17 protein-coding genes are annotated in these 20,759 nt (G+C 60.4%); 13 read left to right on the forward strand and 4 right to left on the reverse strand.

Annotation, left to right across the window (positions count from 1 at the left end):
* Window positions 1-2 precede the first annotated feature (2 nt).
* The 4 genes from BMX80_RS13740 to BMX80_RS13755 all read left to right on the forward strand — a co-directional run bounded on the left by BMX80_RS13740 (window position 3) and on the right by BMX80_RS13755 (window position 3,213).
* On the forward strand, window positions 3-1,268 hold the full coding sequence (locus BMX80_RS13740; protein WP_074869505.1) for an ABC transporter permease: 1,266 nt from the start codon (window positions 3-5) through the stop codon (window positions 1,266-1,268).
* A 57-nt stretch (window positions 1,269-1,325) separates the two neighbouring features.
* Window positions 1,326-1,826: a DUF3299 domain-containing protein gene (locus tag BMX80_RS13745; RefSeq protein ID WP_071872587.1), complete on the forward strand. Its 501-nt coding sequence runs from the start codon at window positions 1,326-1,328 to the stop codon at window positions 1,824-1,826.
* Between the two features lie 99 nt (window positions 1,827-1,925).
* Window positions 1,926-2,606 (forward strand): OmpW/AlkL family protein, encoded by a 681-nt coding sequence (locus tag BMX80_RS13750; RefSeq protein WP_071872513.1) that lies wholly within the window; start codon window positions 1,926-1,928, stop codon window positions 2,604-2,606.
* Window positions 2,607-2,853: 247 nt separating this feature from the next.
* Entirely contained in the window at window positions 2,854-3,213 is a 360-nt protein-coding gene (locus BMX80_RS13755) for a SirB2 family protein (RefSeq protein ID WP_071872514.1), read from the forward strand.
* A 21-nt stretch (window positions 3,214-3,234) separates the two neighbouring features.
* Here the strand turns inward: BMX80_RS13755 and BMX80_RS13760 are convergent, their stop codons facing one another.
* Complete coding sequence (locus tag BMX80_RS13760) at window positions 3,235-3,639, reverse strand: ribonucleotide reductase subunit alpha (protein WP_074869570.1); 405 nt, start codon at window positions 3,637-3,639, stop codon at window positions 3,235-3,237.
* 66 nt (window positions 3,640-3,705) lie between these two features.
* Entirely contained in the window at window positions 3,706-4,719 is a 1,014-nt protein-coding gene (locus BMX80_RS13765; RefSeq protein WP_074869507.1) for an AraC family transcriptional regulator, read from the reverse strand.
* Window positions 4,720-4,899: 180 nt separating this feature from the next.
* Here BMX80_RS13765 and BMX80_RS13770 point away from each other — a divergent pair, with 180 nt between their 5' ends.
* The 3 genes from BMX80_RS13770 to BMX80_RS13780 are packed head-to-tail and all read left to right on the forward strand — an operon-like array spanning window position 4,900 to window position 9,415.
* Window positions 4,900-6,507 (forward strand): FAD-dependent oxidoreductase, encoded by a 1,608-nt coding sequence (locus BMX80_RS13770; RefSeq protein ID WP_074869510.1) that lies wholly within the window; start codon window positions 4,900-4,902, stop codon window positions 6,505-6,507.
* Between the two features lie 19 nt (window positions 6,508-6,526).
* Window positions 6,527-8,257, forward strand: coding sequence for a thiamine pyrophosphate-binding protein (locus BMX80_RS13775; RefSeq protein ID WP_074869513.1), 1,731 nt, complete (start codon window positions 6,527-6,529; stop codon window positions 8,255-8,257).
* Between the two features lie 3 nt (window positions 8,258-8,260).
* The gene (locus BMX80_RS13780) at window positions 8,261-9,415 is read left to right on the forward strand and encodes an L-lactate dehydrogenase (protein ID WP_074869515.1); all 1,155 of its coding nucleotides are present in this window, start codon (window positions 8,261-8,263) and stop codon (window positions 9,413-9,415) included.
* Here BMX80_RS13780 and BMX80_RS13785 read toward each other — a convergent pair.
* Window positions 9,402-10,343, reverse strand: coding sequence for an NAD-dependent epimerase/dehydratase family protein (locus tag BMX80_RS13785; protein ID WP_074869518.1), 942 nt, complete (start codon window positions 10,341-10,343; stop codon window positions 9,402-9,404). The two genes, BMX80_RS13780 and BMX80_RS13785, sit on opposite strands and share 14 nt — an antisense overlap.
* On the reverse strand, window positions 10,336-11,232 hold the full coding sequence (locus BMX80_RS13790) for a sugar nucleotide-binding protein (RefSeq protein ID WP_074869521.1): 897 nt from the start codon (window positions 11,230-11,232) through the stop codon (window positions 10,336-10,338). Before BMX80_RS13790 ends, BMX80_RS13785 begins: the two co-directional genes overlap by 8 nt.
* Before the next feature lie 109 nt (window positions 11,233-11,341).
* On the opposite strand from BMX80_RS13790, the gene BMX80_RS13795 reads away from it, so the two are divergent.
* The 6 genes from BMX80_RS13795 to gcvT all read left to right on the forward strand — a co-directional run bounded on the left by BMX80_RS13795 (window position 11,342) and on the right by gcvT (window position 20,327).
* Window positions 11,342-12,862 (forward strand): sigma-54-dependent transcriptional regulator, encoded by a 1,521-nt coding sequence (locus tag BMX80_RS13795; RefSeq protein ID WP_074869524.1) that lies wholly within the window; start codon window positions 11,342-11,344, stop codon window positions 12,860-12,862.
* A 249-nt stretch (window positions 12,863-13,111) separates the two neighbouring features.
* Complete coding sequence (gene gcvH, locus BMX80_RS13800) at window positions 13,112-13,495, forward strand: glycine cleavage system protein GcvH (RefSeq protein ID WP_074869527.1); 384 nt, start codon at window positions 13,112-13,114, stop codon at window positions 13,493-13,495.
* A gap of 10 nt (window positions 13,496-13,505) precedes the next feature.
* Window positions 13,506-16,349 (forward strand): aminomethyl-transferring glycine dehydrogenase, encoded by a 2,844-nt coding sequence (gene gcvP, locus BMX80_RS13805; protein WP_074869529.1) that lies wholly within the window; start codon window positions 13,506-13,508, stop codon window positions 16,347-16,349.
* Window positions 16,350-16,542: 193 nt separating this feature from the next.
* Window positions 16,543-17,796 carry a serine hydroxymethyltransferase gene (glyA, locus tag BMX80_RS13810; RefSeq protein WP_074869532.1) on the forward strand — a complete coding sequence of 418 codons (1,254 nt, stop codon included), beginning with the start codon at window positions 16,543-16,545 and terminating at the stop codon, window positions 17,794-17,796.
* 9 nt (window positions 17,797-17,805) lie between these two features.
* The gene (locus BMX80_RS13815) at window positions 17,806-19,182 is read left to right on the forward strand and encodes an L-serine ammonia-lyase (protein WP_074869535.1); all 1,377 of its coding nucleotides are present in this window, start codon (window positions 17,806-17,808) and stop codon (window positions 19,180-19,182) included.
* A 23-nt stretch (window positions 19,183-19,205) separates the two neighbouring features.
* A complete protein-coding gene (gcvT, locus tag BMX80_RS13820; protein WP_074869537.1) occupies window positions 19,206-20,327 on the forward strand; it encodes a glycine cleavage system aminomethyltransferase GcvT in 1,122 nt (373 codons plus the stop codon).
* The last annotated feature ends 432 nt before the right edge of the window (window positions 20,328-20,759 follow it).

Genomic DNA, 20,759 nt, shown 5'->3' on the forward strand with positions numbered 1-20,759 from the left:
GCATGTACTTACTGCGCCTAGCGTTTGCCAGCCTGGCTAACCGCCGCTTTACCGCCCAGCTCACCGTCTTCGCCATTGCCCTGTCAGCCACCTTGTTGCTGGCCGTGGAGCGTGTGCGGGTGGAAGCGCGGATGAGCTTTGCCAACACCATCTCTGGCACCGACTTAATCGTCGGCGCGCGCTCGGGCAGCGTGAACTTGCTGCTGTATTCGGTGTTCCGCATCGGCAACGCGACCAACAATATTCGCTGGTCGAGCTACGAGCACTTTGCCAACCACCCACAGGTGAAGTGGGCCATCCCGCTGTCGCTGGGCGATTCGCACCGTGGCTATCGCGTGTTGGGCACCAGCGCCGCATATTTCGAGCATTACCAATACGGCCGCAAACAACCGCTGGAGCTAGCCACTGGCCGTGCCTTTGGTGAGGACTTGTTTGAGGTAGTGTTAGGCGCCGAGGTAGCCAGCAAGCTCGGCTATACGCTGGGCGATGAGATCACCTTGGCCCATGGTGTGGCCACCGTCAGCCTGCAAAAACACGACGACAAGCCCTTTACCGTGGTCGGTGTGCTTAAGCCCACCGCCACACCGGTGGATCGCACTGTGCACATCTCGCTAGCCGGCATGGAAGCGCTGCACATCGACTGGCAAAACGGCATGCCCGCTTACGGCAACGCCAAGATCAGCGCCGAACAAGCCCGGCAGATGGATCTGCAACCCAAAGCCATCACCGCCATGCTGCTGGGCTTAAACAGCCGCATCGCCAGCTTCCGCGTGCAGCGTGAAGTGAACGACTACAGCGGCGAGCCACTGCTGGCGATTCTGCCCGGCGTGGCCCTGCAAGAGCTGTGGAGCCTGATGGGCACGGCCGAGAAAGCCCTGTTTGTGGTCTCGCTGTTTGTGGTGCTCACTGGCCTGATCGGCATGCTCACCGCGATTCTCACCAGCCTTAACGAACGCCGCCGCGAGATGGCCATTTTGCGTTCGGTGGGCGCGCGGCCTTGGCATGTGGGCGTGTTGCTGGTGCTTGAGTCGCTGCTGCTCACCGTGCTGGGCTTAGTACTGGGCTTGGCGCTGCTGTACCTCGGCCTGCTGATCGCCCGCGAGCCGCTGCTAAGCCTCTACGGTATTTACCTGCCGCTGAATGCGCCGACGCCCTACGAGCTAAGCCTGCTAGGCGGCATCTTGCTGGCGGCGTTGGTGATTAGCGTGGTGCCGGCATGGCGTGCCTATCGTCAGTCGCTGAGCGATGGATTGTCGATTCGTGTGTAAAGCACTGGCACACTGTCGGCCTTTAGATTGAGTAACGAGTTAACCGTCATGCGTGTGATGTCTGTGCTGCTCGCAGCGCTGTTAAGCCTACCCCTGTTAGCGGCAGAAGTTCGTGAACTGACTTGGTCGGAGCTGATTCCCGAAGGCGCGCTGCCGGCGCCCTCGCCGATGCCCATGCATGACCTCAGCCAACTGGCCGATCAGCTCGCTGCCGAACAAGCACCACCTGCGGCGCAGCAAATGCCCGCCGCGCCGGTGAACAAAGCGCTGGATGGCCAGACTGTTAAGCTGCCGGGCTACTTAGTGCCGCTGAATTACGACGAAGACGGCCAAGCCAACGAGTTCTTACTGGTGCCGTATTTCGGCGCCTGCATCCACGTGCCGCCGCCACCGTCGAACCAGATTGTCTACATCACCGCCGGCAACGCGGTGGAGATGGAAGCCCTCTACCAGCCCTTCTGGATTGAGGGCACCCTGCGCGCGGAAAACGCCAGCAGCGAATTGGCCGAAGCCGGCTACCAAGTGCTCAAGGCCAAAATTTACCCTTACGAGATGTAAGTGTTACCACCTGTAACCTTGAGCTAGGTCAATATCCGCCTTGGCCAGCTGCCTAAGATGGCCTCCAAACACTGACACACACGTTTGGAGTTCATCATCATGCGCAAGACCCTGCTCGCCGCATCTGCCTTGGCCCTCGCCGTTGCCGCCCCGTTTGCCTCTGCCTATCAGGCTGGCGACATCATCGTTCGCGCCGGTGCGATCACCGTTGATCCGAACGAAAGCAGCAGCGATATCCACGTTGGCGCCGCCGCTTTAGCCGGCGAGAAAGCGAATCTGGACAGCGATACTCAGCTGGGCCTGAACTTCGCCTACATGGTGACCGACAAGGTAGGTATCGAGCTGCTCGCCGCCACCCCGTTTAAGCACAACGTAGGCATGCAAGGCGCCACGGTTAATTCGCTGGTACCGAGTGGCAAGCTGGGCACGCTGAAGCACCTGCCGCCGACCTTGAGCGCCGTGTACTACCCCATGGATAGCAACAGCGCCTTCCAGCCCTATGTTGGTCTGGGCATCAACTACACTTGGTTCTTTGATGACGAGCTGAGCAGCGATGCCGAAGCAGCTGGTTTCCGTGGCCTGGACATGAAGGACTCGTGGGGCTTAGCTGGCCAAGTGGGCATGGACTACATGCTGACCGACAACATCATGGTTAACGCTCAGGTGCGTTACATCGATATCGAAACCACTGGCACCACCTACCTCGGCACCAGCAAAGTGACTGTCGACGTGGACGTTGATCCGTGGGTTTACATGGTGGGCCTGGGCTACAAGTTCTAAGCTTTAGCCATTCTGGTTACACTCCCTGCTGGGGTCACCCTCCAGCACTTGGGCGCAAACTCCGTGTTGCGCCCTTTTTGCTTTTCAGCCGCATCAAGGAAGCGCTGATTTAATCGCCGAACGGTTCATACGCAGCGCAGCAACCGAGGCATACCGTCTGGTAGGCGAGGTTGCGAGCACCGCACAACGCAGTGATTGGGTCGTGCAGCCATTAAATCAGCGTTTCCCTAACACCACAGGACTTGCCATGTACCTCGCGTTGAAACACCTGCACATGACCTTGGCGCTACTGAGCATTGTGTTGCTGCTCTGGCGGTTAGGCGTGCAGTTTGCTCGGCCGTATCAGCCACTGGGCAAGGTGTGGAAGGTCGTGCCGCACATTAACGACACCCTGTTGCTGCTGGCCGGTTTAGTGCTGCTGGGGCATGTGTGGCAGTGGCAAGCGCCAAACTGGCTGTGGGCCAAACTCGCGCTGTTGCCGGTGTATATCGTGTTGGGCGCTTTGGCACTGCGCCAGCGCCGTGGCTTGTGCAAAGTGGCGGTGAGCGGCTTGGCCATCGCCTGCTTTGCCGGCATGTTCGCCTTGGCGCGATTAAAGCCGTTTTAACCCTACGCACGAGGCTGCCGCTCAGTAAAAACTCACCACTTGGCCTTGGCGGTCGAAGGCTAAAAAATTGCTAAGACTGCCGCTTTGGATGGCGCCGACCATCATTTTCAGCGGCTGCTCGGCCTCGTCGCTACTCGGTGCAATGCCGGCGCGGCCGGATAAACCCGCGGCAAATACTAAGTCCCACGTTGGGCCTGCCGCTTCGGCCTCGGCCAGCAGCGCGGCAAAGTCGCTCAGCTCATCCGCTAATTTATCCACACACAGCACAGGATTGAGCGCCCCGCCTTGCCCTTGGGCAAAACGCTCCTGCTCGTGTTGATTGGCATCCGACGGCAACTCTGCCGCGGCAAACACCAGCAGCAGGCGCTGCGGCTCGCGCTGGCCGCGCGCGGCCTCTAGCAAGGTGGCAAAGTCGGTGATATTCAGGCTCATGGTCAGTCCTCCGCCAAGTGTTAGCACTGTGCGCGCCACACCGGCGGCTGACCATATCTCTCAAGCGGTACTCCCTTGATCGCCAGCCGCGCGCCATAGTTGCGGCGCCATACCGCTCCAACGCTTAAATGCTCGCGAGAATGCTGTTTCATCGGCATAACCAAGGTTTAACGCCAGCTCGGTCAATGACTGAGTGGAGAGCTGTAATTGTTGTTGCGCTTCGCGAAAGCGCACCTGCGCCAGTAATTGGCGAAAGCTAACGCCTTCACGCTGCAGCGCCTGCTGCAAGCTACGCGGGTGACAGGCCAGCAAACGCGCCACGACAGGTAAGGTCACTTCACCCGTGGATAAAATTGACTGCAACACCACCGTGACTTGCTGCGCAGCCGACGACGCCACCTGTGCCGTTTGCTGGCTGATACGCCGCAACAGAAAATCGGTCAGTTCGCGGCGCTGCTCAACCGGCTTAAGGGTTAAGGCATCACGACTGACATAAAATCCACTGCGCCCCTGAGCAAACATCACAGGGCAGGCAAACGCCGCGCGATATTCCTCCTCATCCCCCATGCAGGCATGCGCAAAACACACCTGCTGCGGTTGCCACTGCGCCTGAAAAAGGCTTTGCATAGTTTGCTGCACAACCCCCATGCCAAGCTCAAGCAGTTGGCGTAAATCAACTAGGCTATCCAGCTGTAATTGGTACTCAACAAAGAGCTGCTCGCCCTGTTCATGGGCCTCCAAGCGAATACCCTGAGCATGCAAATGCACAAACTGCTGCGCCAACTGCAGCACCACAGCCAAGCTCTCCGCCTGCGATAACAACAAGCCAAACGGGCCAAAAATGAAGTAATCGTGATGATGACTTAAGCGCAAACCAACACTGCCGCAGCCACTGCGATACGCCAGCCGATTCAGCAGCTCGGCAAAACGCGCATAAGGCAGATACAGGTCTTCTCGGCGCAGCAATAGCGGATCAAGGCCACTGTCACACAGCAACTCATGGGGGTTCAGCGCCCATTGCCGACACAAACTGGTAAAACCAATCAGCACAGCGCTACGAGCGATTTGGCTCATAAGCAAACTCCGATGCGTATCTTGCCTTGATACGGCATCAAGCCCCTGCAACGACTGACATTGATCAAGATTCACCGCCACCGCACTCAGAAAATGTCAGCTCGGCATTCGCAAACGGTCAGGCCAGCGCCTTGCTCCCAGTCCTAGAGTAAAAAAACTCGAAACCACTGAGATCGGCACATGACCGTACTGCACAGTGAGCACTTAGTGATTGGCGCCGGACTCGCTGGGCTTTGCGCAGCGTTAGAGCTGCTAGAGCACGACAAGCCGGTGTTGTTACTGGACTGTGCTGCGCAATCTGACTGGGGCGGACAAGCCAATGATGCCTTTGGCGGCATGCTGCTCAGTGAAACCCCCGAACAAAAGCGCATGGGCATTAGTGACAACCCCGAATTGTTTTACCGCGACTGGCTGAGTGCCGCGCAATTTCCTCAGAGTGAATCTTGGGGGCCACGCTGGGCCAAGGCCTATGTCGAACACAATCGTCGCGATATTTACGACTGGCTAAAGCAACAAGGCATCCGTTTTGTGCCAGCCGTGCAGTGGGTCGAGCGCGGCAACTATGGCGACGGCAACTCCCTACCGCGTTACCACATTGCTTGGGGCTGTGGCCGCGGCATTGCGCAGCGCCTACTGGCAGCACTGCGAACGCACCGCAATGCCAACCGCCTAACCTGTTTACCCGAACATGCGGTAGAGCATCTAGACAGCAGCGCAGGGCGTATTACGGGTTGCCGAGGCAAAGGCCCTAACGGCGCTTTTGCGGCACACGCCGAGCACACCCTAGTGTGCACTGGCGGCATTAATGGCAGCTTCAGTGAAGTTGCCAAACATTGGGACACCGACACCTACGGCCAATACCCAAGCAACCTGTTAGCCGGCACTTACCCCCGCGCCGATGGCGCACTTCATAACGCCGCACAAGCGGTTGGGGCGCAGGTGACGAACTTAGGCTGGATGTGGAACTACGCAGCGGGCATCGCTCATCCACAACCAGCATACCCCGCACAAGGGCTCAGCCTTATTCCACCACGCTCAGCACTCTGGCTAGCCCCCGACGGCTCGCGCATAGGCCCTATGCCGCTGGTCAGTGGCTTTGACACCCACGATCTGTGCAAACGTATTGGCCACTTACCCGGTCAATATGGCTGGCTACTGCTTAATGCGCGCATTGCCAATCGAGAATTAGCCATCAGTGGCACAGATAGCAATCCAGCCTTTCGTGATCGCAATATTCCCGCCTTGCTCTGGCAGTTACTGCGCGGCAATCGCCAACAAACCCACTGGTTACTGCGGCACTGTGACGATGTACTGCAGCACCACGATCTCGCTGGCTTATGCGCGCAAATGCGTGCGCTAGCGGCAGATCAACGCCTAAACCCCGAATATGTAAAGCGCGCGGTTAGCAGCTACGACCAACAAATCGCTCGCGGCCCTGCCCAGCATAACGACGACCAACTGCGGCGCATTGCCCAACTTCGACAGTGGCGCAGTGAGCGCTTACGCACCTGCCGTTTTCAGGCCATCAACGACGCCAAAGCCGGCCCATTGATCGCTATCCGCACCCGCTTAATCAGTCGCAAGAGCATGGGCGGCATACGCACCGACTTGCATTCTCGGGTGCTTGATCAGCACGACCAACCCCTAACAGGCCTCTACGCCTGCGGTGAAGCTGCCGGCTTTGGCGGTGGCGGCATCAGCGGCATTCGCTCGCTGGAAGGCACCTTTTTATCTAACTGCATTTTTACTGCGCGGCGCGCTGTACAAGGCATCGTGAGCGGCGCTTAGCCCACCAAGGAGAATGACCATGCAAAAATCTGGCGCGGCGCTCGCTCGTTTTGCTCTCGAGCAACTGGGTATTAGCCATACCTTTGGTATTCCCGGCGTACACAACACCGAACTGTATGACGAGCTCAACGCCTCGCCATCGATTACCCCTGTGCTGGTTGGTCACGAATGCGGTGCGGCCTTTATGGCTGATGCTATCAGTCGCACAAGCCAACAGGTCGGCACCTTAGTCATCGTTCCCGCTGCGGGGGTAACGCATGCCGCCAGCGGTATTGGCGAAGCCGGCCTAGATGGCATTCCCATGCTGATCATTTCCGGCGGCATTCACAGCGCCAGCGGCCGCCACTATCAACTCCACGATATGGATCAGCACAGCCTGCTTAAACCGATGACCAAGGCGCAGTTCAAAATCACCCAACACAAAGATGTCATCCCCACCCTTTATGAGGCCTACCGAATAGCTACGGGCGATGAACCCGGGCCGGTGTTTGTAGAGCTACCTTACAACATCGGCAATTTTCTCGGCGAAGTGGATGAACTACCGCTTTTCCAAGCCAAGAGCTGCGCCGCTGTACTGCCCCATGCAGCACTTGCCGAGGCGGCCAAACGGCTACTGGCAGCCCGCCGCCCCGGCCTATTTGTTGGCTGGGGCGCACTGGGTGCCAGCGCAGCCTTAGAGCAACTGGCGGACACGCTAGAAGCCCCTGTATGCACCACGCTACAAGGGTTAAGCAGCTTCCCCGCCAGTCACCCACTGCACACAGGCATGGGGTTTGGCGCCTACGCCGTGCCCGCTGCCGAAAACGCCTTTGCCGACTGTGACTGCCTACTCGCCATCGGCACCCGCTTTGCGGAAATTCCCACCGGCAGCTACAGCATGCCTGTGCCTGCCGAGCTTATTCATTTGGACATAAACCCTCAGGTCTTTAATGCCAACTTCCCTGCCACACTAACCCTGTGCGGTGATGCCAAAGCTCTCGTGCCTGCGCTGCTCCGCGAAGTTGAACAACAGCTGGTGGCTAAACCGCAACGCGGCCTTGCCGCCCAGATTGCCCGCGACAAGCTCGCCTACGTGGAAAGCTGGCTAAACCACAACAGCGGCACACGCGTGAACCCGGCACACTTTTGCCAAACCTTGCGCGCACAACTAAACGACAGCGCCATCGTGGCCGCCGACGATGGCAACCATACGTTTATTCTGGCTGAGCTAATGCCCATTCTCGGCCCACGGCAGTTCATTTCCCCTAGCGACTTCAATGCCATGGGGTACTGCATCCCAGCCTGCATTGGCGCCAAGTTAGCCAACCCACAGCGGCAAGTGGTCGGCGTGGTTGGCGACGGCGCGTTGCGCATGACCGGCCTTGAACTGCTGACGGCCAGCAGCTTAAAACTAGGCGTAGTGCTCTTTGTATTTAATGACGGCGAGCTTTCGCAAATTGCCCAAGCTCAAGAGATTCCCTACAACCGCAAAACCTGTAGCGGGTTACCGAGCATGGATCTGGCCGCACTGGCGAAGGCCTGCCAGTGCGAGTTTGTGGCCATAGACAACAACCAAAACTGCACCTCCGGCATTCAGCAAGCGCTAGCCTTGGCGGCGCAGAACAAACCTGTGCTGGTCGATGTTGCCATTGACTACAGCAAACGTACGCGTTTCACCGAAGGCGTGGTTAAAGCGACGCTTAAACGCTTTACCCCGCGTGACAAGCTGCGAGTCATCAGCCGCGCCTTATGGCGTCGAGTCACGGGGTGAAGCATGGCCAGTTTGCTGCGTTTTGCCGCCACCCCCGACGACTATCGACAACTCGCTAAACGCCGCTTGCCGCGTTTTTTATTCGACTACATCGATGGCGGCGCCGGCGACGAACTGACCCTCACCGCCAATCAGCGCGACTTTAACCAATGGCGCTTACGCCAGCGCGTTCTGTGTGATGTGAGCCAGCGTGACACGCGCTGTCAGCTGTTTGGCGAAACACTCAGCTTACCCGTGGTGCTCGCCCCGCTGGGAATGGCCGGTTTATATGCGCGTCGCGGTGAGGTACAAGCCGCCCGCGCAGCAAAGGCGGTGGGCGTACCGTTTTGCCTATCGAGCGTTGGTATTTGCGGCTACACCGAAGTCAGTCAGAACAGTGAAAAACCGTGCTGGTTTCAACTGTATATGCTGCGCGATCGCGGCTTAGTCAGCGAGCTGCTGGAGCGCGTTTGGGCACAAGGCTGCCGCACGCTGCTGTTCACCATTGACTTACCGGTAGCCGGCGCCAGACATCGAGACCAGCGCAACGGCCTGCTTGATCAAGGCTTAGCCGGCAAGTTCAGCAAAGCATGGCAATTACTTCAGTGCCCCCAGTGGCTGTATAGCGTGGGGTTACGAGGCAAGCCGCACCACTTCGCCAATCTGCACCAACACAGCGGCGTGCCAAGCGACATTCACCGCTTCAAACAATGGCTAGACGAGCAGTTCGATCCCAGCGTGACATGGTCAGATATTGCGTGGTTACGCCAACAATGGCCCGGCACATTAATTCTTAAAGGCTTACTCGATCAGCAGGACGTCGCGCCTGCTTGCGACAGCGGCGCCGACGCTCTGGTGATCTCCAACCATGGTGGCCGACAACTTGATGGCGCAGCCTCAAGCATCAGCCAGTTGCCATTGATTAGCCAAGCGATTGACGGCCGTATGCCGCTACTCATCGATGGCGGCGTGCGCAGCGGTAGCGACATCCTCAAAGCCTGCGCACTCGGTGCCACGGCGATCTTAGCTGGGCGTCCTTGGGCATGGGCCTTAGCGGCCGGCGGTCAGGCTGGGGTGGAGCAATGGTTACGTCGCTGGCAAAACGAGCTAAGCCTTAGCATGGCCCTATGTGGCATCCGCGAGCTTAGCCAAGCGCGCGACACCCTTATGCCGGCTTAACGCTATCCAGCAGTGCCTTCAGCCCCTCGCGCATGCCGGTTGGCGTGCCGAAGTTAAAGCGCTCGCGCAACCGCTGGTTATTTGCCAGCGAATGGCGAATATCGCCGGGGCGCGCTTGGCCGTAGCTAATCGCCGGCAAGCTGCCGTGAATGGCTTTGAAGTGCTCGAGCAGCTGATTCAAGCTGGTAGAGCCATTAAGCCCGACATTCACCGCGCCTACGGCTACCTGCGGGGCGGTCAGCGCCTCGGCCAGCACCTTGACCAAATCGGCGACAAACACGAAGTCGCGGGTTTGTTCACCATCGCCAAACACAGTGATCGGCGTGCCGGCTAAGGTGCGCTCGGTGAAGATGCTGATCACCCCCGAGTACGGCGAAGACGGATCTTGGCGCGGGCCGTAGATATTAAAGAAGCGGAAGATCGCCGGCTCTAAACCATGTTGGCGGCGGTAAAAATCCAAGTAATGTTCGCTGGCCAGTTTGTCCGCTGCGTAGGGGGTCAGCGGCGCTTTGGGGGTGTTTTCATCAATCGCGACACCCTCGCCGTTATTGCCATACACCGCCGCGCTGGAGGCAAACACAATGCGTTTGATGCCCGCCTGCCTAGCCGCTTCGGCCACCACTACCGTGCCAATCAAGTTGGCTTGGTGGGTGCCCAGAGGGTCGTCTACCGAGGCCTGCACCGAGGCCACTGCGGCCAAGTGCGCCACCGCCGAGCAACCTTCGATGGCCTTAGCCACGGCGCTGGCATCAGCCACATCGCCCTCAACAAAGCGCAGCTGGGGATTATCCAGCGGCAGATTGCGGGTATGGCCGAACGACAGGTTATCCAACACGCTGACGGCATAGCCCTGCGCCAGCAGGCGGTCGACCAAGTGCGAGCCAATAAAGCCGGCGCCGCCGGTGACTAGAATGCGTTGTTCACTCATCGGGAGCATGGTGCCTGTAGTAGTTGTCGAGCAGCTCACCCAGCTGCACGCGCCACGCGCGTTGCTTAATGCCGAAGGCGTGCATGATTTTTTTGCAGTTATAAACCACGTGTTGGGGGATATCTTGCGCATCACTCAGCGCGCTGTGCGCCACCGGGGTGACTTGCGCACACGCCAAGGGGGCATGGCTGCGCGCTTCTTGCAGAATCACATTGGCCAAGCTGTGCGAGGCCACCGGCTCGTGGCTGCCGTAGTGGTACAAGCCCCACAGCGGCGCTTCGCAATCCAGCTGTTTGAGAATCGCCAGCAGCACGCGTGCGGCATCTTCGATCGGTGTAGGCATGCCACGCCGATCATCGGCCATGAGGATATCTTCGCGGGTGCGCGCCAGTTCCAGAAAGCGCCCTAACCAACCGTCAAATTCGGCATCCAGCAGCCAGCCAAAACGCACCAGCACATGCCGTGGACTGGCCGAGCGCACGCCTTGCTCAATGCGCAGCAGGCTCTGCCCAAGTTCGCCCAAGGGCACGGGTTCATCGCGTTCGGTATACGGAGTAGAACGCGCGCCATCGAACACGCGAAAGCTCGACGGCTGCAGCAGCAGAATGTCGTAATGCTGGCAGATGCTGGCTAAGCGTTCGACCGCACGCTCTTGCTCGGCCAACTTAGCGCTGGCCACGCGCTCGGCTTGAAACCAGTCGTAGTAGAAGGCTAAGTTGACCACCGCGTCGGGGCGCGTTTCGTCAATCAGGCTGGTTAAGCTCGCGGCATCCCAACCACCTTGTGGTGGTACTGGGGCGATAAAACCGATGTCTTCGAGAGCGCCTTGGCGAATCAGCGCCTGACCTAAGGCACTGCCACCGCCCAGCAACATCAGACGCATGCGCATGAACGCGCTCCTGTCCGCAGGCTAAAAGGGCGAGTGTAACGCAAAGCTCTGGCTGGGCAACCCGACGCATCTTCGGCAGACTGATAGCACTCTTAGCAGCGAGCCGCTTATGCGCATTCACGTCACCTTTATCGACCGCGTGGGGATCACCCAAGAAGTGTTGGCCCTGCTCGGCGGGCGCAACCTCAACTTGGACGCCGTGGAGATGGTGCCGCCGAACGTCTACATCGACGCGCCGACCCTTAAGCCGCAAGTGCTCGAAGAACTGCGCAGCGCCTTATTGGCGATCAGCGGCGTGCAAACCGTGGCAGTGATCGACCTACTGCCCAGCCAACACCGCCGCCTGCAGTTAAATGCCTTGCTGCAGGCGATGAGCGACCCGGCGCTGTTGATCGACAACCAAGGCCACGTGCTGCTCGGCAACCCCGCGTTTATCCGCTGCCTAGGCAAACCGCTGGAGGCGCTGACGCTGGAGCAGCTGTTTGCCGACCCCGCGCTGGCCGACGAGCTGCAACGCCACGGCTTTCGTCTGCCGATGCGCGAGGTAATCTTAAACGGCCAAGCCTTCTTGCTCGACGCCCTGCCGCTGATCAGCGAAGACACCGCACAAGCCGGCGCGCTGCTCACCCTGTTTCACCCCAACCGCATTGGTGGGCGGCTGTCGGCCCTGCAAGAACAAACCGAGAGCAGCTTTGCTGCGCTGTTAGGCTCCAGCGAGCCGATGCGCACCTTGGTGGCCCGCGCGCAGCGCCTTGCCCAGCTCGATGCCCCCTTACTGATTCACGGTGAAACCGGCACCGGCAAAGAGCTGATCGCCCGCGCCAGCCACAGCGCCAGCCCGCGTGGCCACGAGCCGTTTTTAGCCCTGAACTGCGCCGCCCTGCCGGAAAGCTTGGCCGAGAGCGAGCTGTTTGGTTATGCCTCCGGCGCGTTTACCGGTGCACAGCGCGGCGGCAAACCGGGGCTGCTGGAGATGGCCGACAAGGGCACGGTATTTCTCGATGAAATCGGCGAAATGTCGCTGTACCTGCAGGCCAAGCTGCTGCGCTTTCTTAACGACGGGCGCTTTCGCCGCGTGGCTGGCGAGCGCGAGATTCAGGTCGATGTGCGCATCATCAGCGCCACCCACCGCGATCTGAAAGCCATGGTCGCCGCCGGCACCTTCCGTGAAGACCTGTACTACCGCCTTAACGTGCTGACGGTCGATGTGCCGCCACTGCGTGAGCGCGGGCAAGACATCCTCGCCCTTGCCGAAGCGTTTTTGCAGCAAGCCTGCACGCAAATTCGCCGCCCCGCGTGCCGCCTTGCTAGTAGCACGCACGCCGCCCTGCTCAGCTATCGCTGGCCGGGCAATGTGCGCCAGCTGCAAAACGTGATCTTTCGCGCCGCGGCGATTTGCGAGCAACCGCTGATTGAGCTGCACGACCTCGACATGGCCGACAGCCACGCCACCAACAACAACGACAACAGCGAAGAAAGCCTCGAAGCCAGCATGGCGCGCTTCGAGCGCGAGCTGCTGAGCCGCTTGTACCGCGAGTTCCCCACCACCCGCCGCTTGGCCGAGCGCCTCGGCACCTCGCACACTGCCATCGCCAAACGTTTGCGTAAATACGGCATCGGGCAAACCTAAGCGGAACGCTTTCGCTCCAGCGTAACGATTTCGCTCCAAACTACCGCAAACCCGCGCTCAGTGCGGCCTGCCCGCTTAAAGCCGCAGATTACCCCGGCAGCGCCGTAACGATTTCATTCCAAAACACCTCGCCGAACAAGCCAACCCCTTGATTTATAGGGCTTTTAACCACTGGCATAGGCATTGCTAAAACCACCTCACATGGCCGCCGTGGCTGCGCGGCCCACACAACAATGATGAGGATGAGCAATGAGCGAGCTGCGTTTTACTGTCGACCACGAATGGCTGCGTGTTGAGAGCGATGGCCAAGTCACCGTGGGCGTGACCCATTTCGCCCAAGACGCCCTAGGCGACGTGGTGTTTGTGCAGCTGCCAGAGCTGGGCAGCTACAGCCAAGGCGACGAAGTGGCGGTACTGGAATCGGTCAAAGCCGCCAGCAGCATTGCCATGCCGGTGGATGGCGAGATCACCGCCATCAACCCCGAACTGGAAGACAACCCCGAGCGCGTCAACGAAGCACCGCTGGGCGAAGGCTGGTTCTTCCGCATGCAGCTGGCCGACAGCAGCGTGCTGGATAGCCTGATGGACGAAGCCGCCTACGACCGTTTTTTAACCGCCACCGCCGACGCCTGAGGTGCACCCCATGCCCTACAGCACCGATAACGAATTTCAGGCGCGCCATATCGGCCCACGTGCAGCCGATGTGCAACACATGCTGGCCAGCCTCGGTTACGACAACCTTGAAGCGCTGCTAGCCCATGTGATCCCCGCGAGCATTGCCGACAGCAGCGTATTGCCGCTAAACAACGGCATCAGCGAAGCCGCCGCCCTTGCCGAGCTGCGCGCCATCGCCAGCCAAAACCAACTGCTGCGCAGCCACATTGGCCAAGGCTATTACCCTTGTCACACGCCGTCGCCGATTCTGCGCAACCTGTTTGAAAACCCCGCTTGGTACACCGCTTACACCCCTTATCAGCCGGAGATCTCGCAGGGCCGCTTAGAGGCGCTGCTGAACTTCCAGACCCTGATCAGCGACCTCACCGCGCTGCCGATTGCCAACGCCTCGCTGCTTGATGAAGGCACTGCCGCCGCCGAGGCCATGACCTTCTGTAAGCGCCTGAGCAAAAACAAGGGCAGCCAAACCTTCTTCGCCTCGCAGCATTGCCACCCGCAAACGCTGGATATTCTGCGCACCCGCGCCGAGCCCTTGGGCCTGACGGTAGAAGTCGGCGACGAACAACAGCAAGAAGACTTCAGCGCCTACTTCGGCGTGCTGCTGCAATACCCCGCCAGCCACGGCGATGTAAACGATCACCGCGCGCTGATCGAGCGCAGCCACGCCGCCGGTGCCTTAGTGGTGATGGCCGCCGATTTGCTCGCCTTAACCTTGCTCAAAGCCCCCGGCGAGCTAGGTGCGGACGTGGCCATCGGCAGCGCCCAGCGCTTTGGTGTGCCGCTCGGCTTTGGTGGCCCGCACGCGGCGTATTTCGCCACCAGCGAACGCTACAAGCGTGATATTCCCGGCCGCTTGGTGGGCCTGTCGGTCGACCGCTTCGGCAAACCGGCGCTGCGTTTGGCCATGCAAACCCGCGAGCAACATATCCGCCGCGAAAAAGCGACCAGCAACATCTGCACCGCACAAGTGCTGCTGGCCAATATCGCCAGCATGTACGCCGTCTACCACGGCCCGCAGGGCTTAAAGCAGATTGCCGAGCGCACCCACGCGCTCACCTGCATCCTCGCCCGTGGCTTGGCCAAGCTGGGCTGGAAGGTCGAGCAAACGCACTTCTTCGACAGCATCACGGTGAAAACCACCGGCTTTACCGCCGAGCTGCACGAAAAAGCCCGCGCGGCAAACATCAACCTGCGCGTGATCGACGAAATGCGCGTAGGCATCGCGCTGGACGAAACCACCACCCCTGCGCATATCGAGCAACTCTGGGCGGTGTTCGCCAGCGCGCAAAGCCTGCCCGACTTCGCCAGCCTGCAAGGCGTGCCGGGCATGCTGCCCAGCGAGCTGCTGCGCGAATCCAGCTACCTTGAGCACCCAGTATTTAACCGCTACCACAGCGAAACCGAGCTGATGCGCTACCTGCGCCTGCTCGCCGATAAAGACTTGGCGCTCGACCGCAGCATGATTCCGCTCGGTTCGTGCACCATGAAGCTCAACGCCGCCAGCGAAATGCTCCCAGTCAGCTGGCCGGAGTTCGCCCAACTGCACCCCTTTGTGCCCGCCGAGCAAGCCCAAGGCTATGCACAGATGACCACGCAGCTGGAGGAAATGCTCTGCCAAGCCACCGGCTACGATGCCGTGTCGCTGCAGCCCAACGCCGGTTCGCAGGGCGAATACGCCGGCCTGTTGGCTATTCGCGCCTATCACCACAGCCGTGGCGATATGCAGCGTGATATCTGCCTGATTCCGCAATCGGCGCACGGCACCAACCCCGCCACCGCCAGCATGGTCGGTATGCGCGTGGTAGTAGTGGCCTGCGATGAACGCGGCAACGTTGACTTGGCTGACCTCAAAGCCAAAGCCGAAGAGCTGCGCGAGCGTTTGGCGGCCATCATGATCACCTACCCCTCGACCCACGGCGTGTTTGAAGAAGACATCCGGCAGATTTGCGCGATCATTCACGCCAACGGCGGGCAGGTGTATATCGACGGCGCCAACATGAACGCCATGGTCGGCCTGTGCGCCCCGGGCCAGTTTGGCGGCGATGTTTCGCACTTAAACCTGCACAAAACCTTCTGCATTCCGCACGGCGGTGGCGGCCCCGGCGTTGGCCCGATTGGCGTGAAGGCGCACTTGGCGCCCTTCCTGCCCGGCCATCGTCATGCGCTAGAACGTAACGAAGGCGCCGTCAGCGCCGCGCCGTATGGCAGCGCGAGCATTTTGCCGATTACGTGGATGTACATGCGCATGATGGGCGGCAGCGGCTTAAAGCAAGCCTCGGCACTGGCCATTCTTAACGCCAACTACATAGCGCGGCGTTTGGAGGAGCACTTCCCGCTGCTCTACACCGGCCAGCATGGTTTGGTAGCGCACGAGTGCATAGTCGATGTACGGCCCTTTAAAGAGCTGGGCATCAGCGTCGATGACATCGCCAAGCGCTTGATCGACTTTGGTTTCCACGCGCCGACCATGTCGTTCCCGGTAGCCGGCACCTTGATGATCGAACCGACCGAGAGCGAATCGCTGGCCGAGCTGGATCGCTTCTGCGACGCCATGATCGCCATTCGCGAGGAAATCCGCGCGATTGCCGCCGGCCATTTGCACGCCGACGACAACCCGCTGAAAAACGCCCCGCACACCGCGCTGGAGCTAGCCGGCGAGTGGCCGCACCCGTACAGCCGCGAGCAAGCCGTGTTCCCCAACCCGGCGCAAGTGGCGAACAAGTACTGGCCGCCGGTGGGCCGCGTGGACAACGTCTACGGCGACCGCAACCTGATTTGTGCCTGCCCCAGCATTGAGGCGTATCAGGAGTAACTGACCTAAGGAAACGCTGACTTAATGCCTGCACGATTCAATCACAGCGTTGTGCGGTGCTCGCAACCTCGTCTACCAGACGGTATGCCTCGGTTGCTGCGCTCCGTACGCCTTGCGCTTGAACCGTTCGGCGATTAATTCAGCGCTTCCAAAACCAACAAGAATAAAAACGTGGACTCGTGAGGAGTTTTCTATGTTCGATCGCAGTATTGCTCTGTCCAGCTTTGACCCCGAATTGGCCGCCGCGATGCAGGCCGAAGACCAGCGCCAAGAAGACCATCTGGAGCTGATCGCTTCGGAGAACTACACCAGCCCGCAAGTGATGCAAGCACAAGGCTCGGCGCTAACCAACAAATACGCCGAGGGTTATCCCGGCAAGCGCTACTACGGTGGCTGCGAGCATGTCGACGTGGTCGAGCAGCTGGCCATCGACCGCGCCAAGCAACTGTTCGGCGCCGACTACGCCAACGTGCAGCCGCACTCCGGCAGCCAAGCTAACGCGGCCGTGTATCTGGCCCTGCTGCAAGCCGGCGACACCATTTTGGGCATGAGCTTGGCGCACGGCGGCCACCTGACCCACGGCGCCAAAGTCAGCGCCTCGGGCAAGCTGTACAACGCCGTGCAATACGGCATCGACGCCCAAGGCCGAGTGGATTACGACGAAGTCGAGCGCTTAGCCAAAGAACATCAACCGAAGATGATCGTCGCCGGTTTCTCGGCCTATTCGCGCCACTTAGACTTTGCCCGCTTCCGCGAAATTGCCGACATGGTGGGCGCCTATTTGCTGGTCGATATGGCCCACGTGGCCGGTTTAGTGGCGGCTGGCTTGTACCCCAATCCGCTGCCGCATGCCGATGTGGTCACCACCACCACGCATAAAACCCTGCGCGGCCCGCGCGGCGGTTTGATTCTCGCCCGTGCCAATGCCGAGCTGGAGAAAAAGCTCAACTCGGCGGTGTTCCCCGGCGGCCAAGGCGGCCCGCTGATGCACGTCATCGCGGCCAAAGCGGTGTGCTTTAAAGAAGCCCTGCAGAGCGACTTTAAAACCTACCAAGCGCAAGTGATTGCCAACGCCCGCGCCATGGCTGATGTGTTTATGCAGCGCGGCTATGCGGTGGTGTCGGGCGGTACCGACAACCACCTGCTGCTGCTCAGCCTGATCAAGCAAGGCCTGACCGGCAAAGACGCCGACGCCGCACTGGGCCGCGCCGGCATCACAGTCAACAAGAACGCCGTGCCGAATGACCCGCAGTCGCCGTTTGTCACCTCAGGCATCCGTATCGGCACTCCGGCAATCACCACCCGTGGTTTGGGCGTGGGCGAATGCCGCGATCTGGCCGGCTGGATCTGCGACATTTTGGACGACCTAGACAACGCCAGCATCAACGAGCGTGTGGCAGGGCAAGTCACCGAGCTGTGTGCTCGTTTCCCGCTGTACCGTGGCTAAGAGGCGCGCATGTCGTTAAGCGTGTTTGATCTGTTCAAGATCGGTATCGGCCCCTCCAGCTCGCACACGGTTGGGCCGATGCGCGCCGCCGCACGGTTTGTTGATGGCCTCGCGCGTGATCAGCTGCTCAGCCACGTGCAGCAGGTGCGCGTGGAGCTGTATGGCTCGCTCGGCGCCACCGGCAAAGGCCATGGCAGCGACACCGCCGTGCTGCTGGGGCTCGAAGGCGAACAACCCGACCAAGTGGCAACGCACAGCATTGCCGCGCGGCTGGCCGAGATTCGCCACAGCGGCCAGCTCAACTTAGCCGGCGTGCAGCGCATCGCCTTTGTGGAAAAACAGCATCTGGCGTTAATCCGCAAGGCGCTGCCGTACCACCCCAACGGCATGATCTTTCGCGCCTTCGACGCCGCCGGCGTGCAGCTGCGCGAGCGCGAGTACTACTCCGTCGGCGGCGGCTTTGTGGTGGATGAAAACGCCGTGGGGCTAGACCGCATCGTCGCCGACACCACAGTGCTGCCCTACCCCTTCCGCACCGCGCAGCAGCTGTTGGCGCACTGCCAAACCGAACAGCTGTCGATCAGCGCGGTGATGTGGGCCAACGAGCGCGCGTGGCGCAGCGATGACGAAACCCGCGCGGGCCTCAATGCCATCTGGCAGGTGATGCAAGACTGCGTCAGCGCCGGCTGCCAAACCGAGGGCATCATGCCCGGCGGGTTAAAGGTTAAACGCCGCGCCGCTGGGCTGTACCGCCAGCTCAGCGAGCGCCCCGAAGCCAGCCTGCGCGATCCGCTGTGCTTGCTCGATTGGGTCAACTTGTATGCACTCGCGGTGAATGAAGAAAACGCCAGCGGCGGCCGTGTGGTCACTGCGCCCACCAATGGCGCAGCGGGGATTATTCCCGCCGTGCTGCACTACTACTGGCGCTTTAACCCCACCGCCACCCTCGACGGCGTGCAGCGCTTTTTGCTCACCGCGGCGGCCATCGGCATCTTGTACAAAGAGCAAGCGTCGATCTCCGGCGCGGAAGTCGGCTGCCAAGGTGAAGTCGGCGTGGCCTGCTCGATGGCCGCCGGCGCGCTGTGTGAAGTGCTCGGCGGTAGTGCCTTGCAAGTGGAAAACGCCGCCGAAATTGGCATGGAGCACAACCTCGGCCTAACCTGCGACCCCGTAGGCGGCTTAGTGCAAGTACCGTGCATTGAACGCAACGCCATGGGCGCCATCAAAGCCATTAACGCCGCACGCATGGCCCTGCGCGGCGATGGCACGCACTTTATCTCGCTGGATAAAGTCATCCGCACCATGCGCCAGACCGGCGCCGATATGAAAAGCAAATACAAAGAGACCGCTCGCGGCGGTCTGGCCGTCAACATTATTGAGTGCTGAGTTTTCAGCCCGAGGACATCGCCATGAACACCCCCTTGCAACACACCGCCCTCAACGCCCTGCACCTTGAACTGGGCGCCAAAATGGTGCCCTTCGCTGGCTACAGCATGCCCGTGCAATACCCCTTGGGCGTGCTCAAAGAGCACCAGCACACCCGTACTGCCGCCGGCTTGTTTGATGTGTCGCACATGGGCCAGCTGATGCTGCATGGCAGCGATGCCGCCGCCGCACTGGAAACCTTAGTGCCGGTCGACATCATCGATTTACCGGTTGGCCTGCAGCGCTACGCCATGTTTACCGATGAAAACGGCGGCATTCTCGACGATCTGATGGTTGCCCGCTTAAGCGACGACTGCCTGTTTGTGGTGGTCAACGCCGCCTGTAAAGACCAAGACCTCGCGCACCTTGAGCAGCACATCGGCAGCCGCTGCCAGATCGAAAACCTCTACGCCAGCCGCGCCCTGCTCGCCCTGCAAGGCCCGCAAGCCGCCGCTGTGCTGGCCCGCCTAGCGCCTGCGGTCGCCGAGATGACCTTTATGCAGTTCGCCGCCATCGAACTGCTCGGCACGACCTGCTATGTGAGCCGCTCGGGCTACACCGGCGAAGACGGCTTTGAAATCTCCGTGCCCAACGAACACGCTGAAGCACTGGCGCGCCGCCTGCTGGCAGAAAGCGAAGTCGAAGCCATCGGCCTTGGCGCGCGTGACTCGCTGCGCTTAGAGGCCGGTCTGTGCCTGTACGGCCACGACATGAGCGTCGACACCACGCCCATCGAAGCCAGCTTGCTGTGGGCGATCTCCAAACCACGCCGTGCCGATGGCGCGCGTGCTGGCGGCTTCCCGGGTGCCGAGCGCATCTTCGCCCAGCAAAAAGACGGCGTAGAACGCAAGCGTGTTGGCCTGCTACCGCAAGAGCGCACCCCAGTGCGCGAAGGCACCCCAATCGTCGACGCCGACGGCAACCCCATCGGCCAAGTATGCAGTGGCGGCTTCGGCCCCACCCTAAGCGCCCCGCTGGCCATGGGCTACGTGACCCGCGACTTTATTCCCGTAGGCAGCCAAGTGTTCGCCCTGGTGCGCGGCAAGCAAATCCCCATGCTGGTGAGCAAAACCCCGTTTGTGGAGCAGCGCTACTACCGCGGCTAAAGCAAACAGCGGCGGCAAAACCCCGCGCACAAAAAAGCCCAGCGACCGAGAGGTGGCTGGGCTTTTTTGTTGGGCGGCGCCAACCGTCTTGCGACACAGGCCACCGCTCATCGGTAAGCCTGATACAAAACCAACGCACAACGTTGGCCAGTTAACCGCTAGCCCCCAATAAAAAAGGCTTATTCAAAATAGCTCTCAGCTTATTACCGAGACGCCAAGCCCGATTAGTGCACAGCGCAAAGGATGCCGTGATCTACGCTCATCAGGCCGAAAAAAGGATTTATCGCTACGCCTATGTACAGGACTACTTCTAGGCCATTGCGGCCATGCCCTCCCCCGACGACCGCTTCCCCTGGCGAGTATCCACTTACCCGCGCCTCACTCTCGGCCGTCTTTCAACCACGACATAACACTTCCAGCCCATTGGCAAGG

It is taken from the genome of Atopomonas hussainii (assembly GCF_900109735.1).
Lineage (GTDB): Bacteria > Pseudomonadota > Gammaproteobacteria > Pseudomonadales > Pseudomonadaceae > Atopomonas > Atopomonas hussainii.

Bases quoted from the DNA above. Each gene is read 5' to 3' on its own strand.
- BMX80_RS13740 (WP_074869505.1), top strand. From the start codon at position 3: ATGTACTTACTGCGCCTAGCGTTTGCCAGCCTGGCTAACCGCCGCTTT.
- BMX80_RS13745 (WP_071872587.1), top strand. From the start codon at position 1,326: ATGTCTGTGCTGCTCGCAGCGCTGTTAAGCCTACCCCTGTTAGCGGCA.
- BMX80_RS13750 (WP_071872513.1), top strand. From the start codon at position 1,926: ATGCGCAAGACCCTGCTCGCCGCATCTGCCTTGGCCCTCGCCGTTGCC.
- BMX80_RS13755 (WP_071872514.1), top strand. From the start codon at position 2,854: ATGTACCTCGCGTTGAAACACCTGCACATGACCTTGGCGCTACTGAGC.
- BMX80_RS13765 (WP_074869507.1), bottom strand. From the start codon at position 4,719: ATGAGCCAAATCGCTCGTAGCGCTGTGCTGATTGGTTTTACCAGTTTG.
- BMX80_RS13770 (WP_074869510.1), top strand. From the start codon at position 4,900: ATGACCGTACTGCACAGTGAGCACTTAGTGATTGGCGCCGGACTCGCT.
- BMX80_RS13775 (WP_074869513.1), top strand. From the start codon at position 6,527: ATGCAAAAATCTGGCGCGGCGCTCGCTCGTTTTGCTCTCGAGCAACTG.
- BMX80_RS13780 (WP_074869515.1), top strand. From the start codon at position 8,261: ATGGCCAGTTTGCTGCGTTTTGCCGCCACCCCCGACGACTATCGACAA.
- BMX80_RS13785 (WP_074869518.1), bottom strand. From the start codon at position 10,343: ATGAGTGAACAACGCATTCTAGTCACCGGCGGCGCCGGCTTTATTGGC.
- BMX80_RS13790 (WP_074869521.1), bottom strand. From the start codon at position 11,232: ATGCGCATGCGTCTGATGTTGCTGGGCGGTGGCAGTGCCTTAGGTCAG.
- BMX80_RS13795 (WP_074869524.1), top strand. From the start codon at position 11,342: ATGCGCATTCACGTCACCTTTATCGACCGCGTGGGGATCACCCAAGAA.
- gcvH (WP_074869527.1), top strand. From the start codon at position 13,112: ATGAGCGAGCTGCGTTTTACTGTCGACCACGAATGGCTGCGTGTTGAG.
- gcvP (WP_074869529.1), top strand. From the start codon at position 13,506: ATGCCCTACAGCACCGATAACGAATTTCAGGCGCGCCATATCGGCCCA.
- glyA (WP_074869532.1), top strand. From the start codon at position 16,543: ATGTTCGATCGCAGTATTGCTCTGTCCAGCTTTGACCCCGAATTGGCC.
- BMX80_RS13815 (WP_074869535.1), top strand. From the start codon at position 17,806: ATGTCGTTAAGCGTGTTTGATCTGTTCAAGATCGGTATCGGCCCCTCC.
- gcvT (WP_074869537.1), top strand. From the start codon at position 19,206: ATGAACACCCCCTTGCAACACACCGCCCTCAACGCCCTGCACCTTGAA.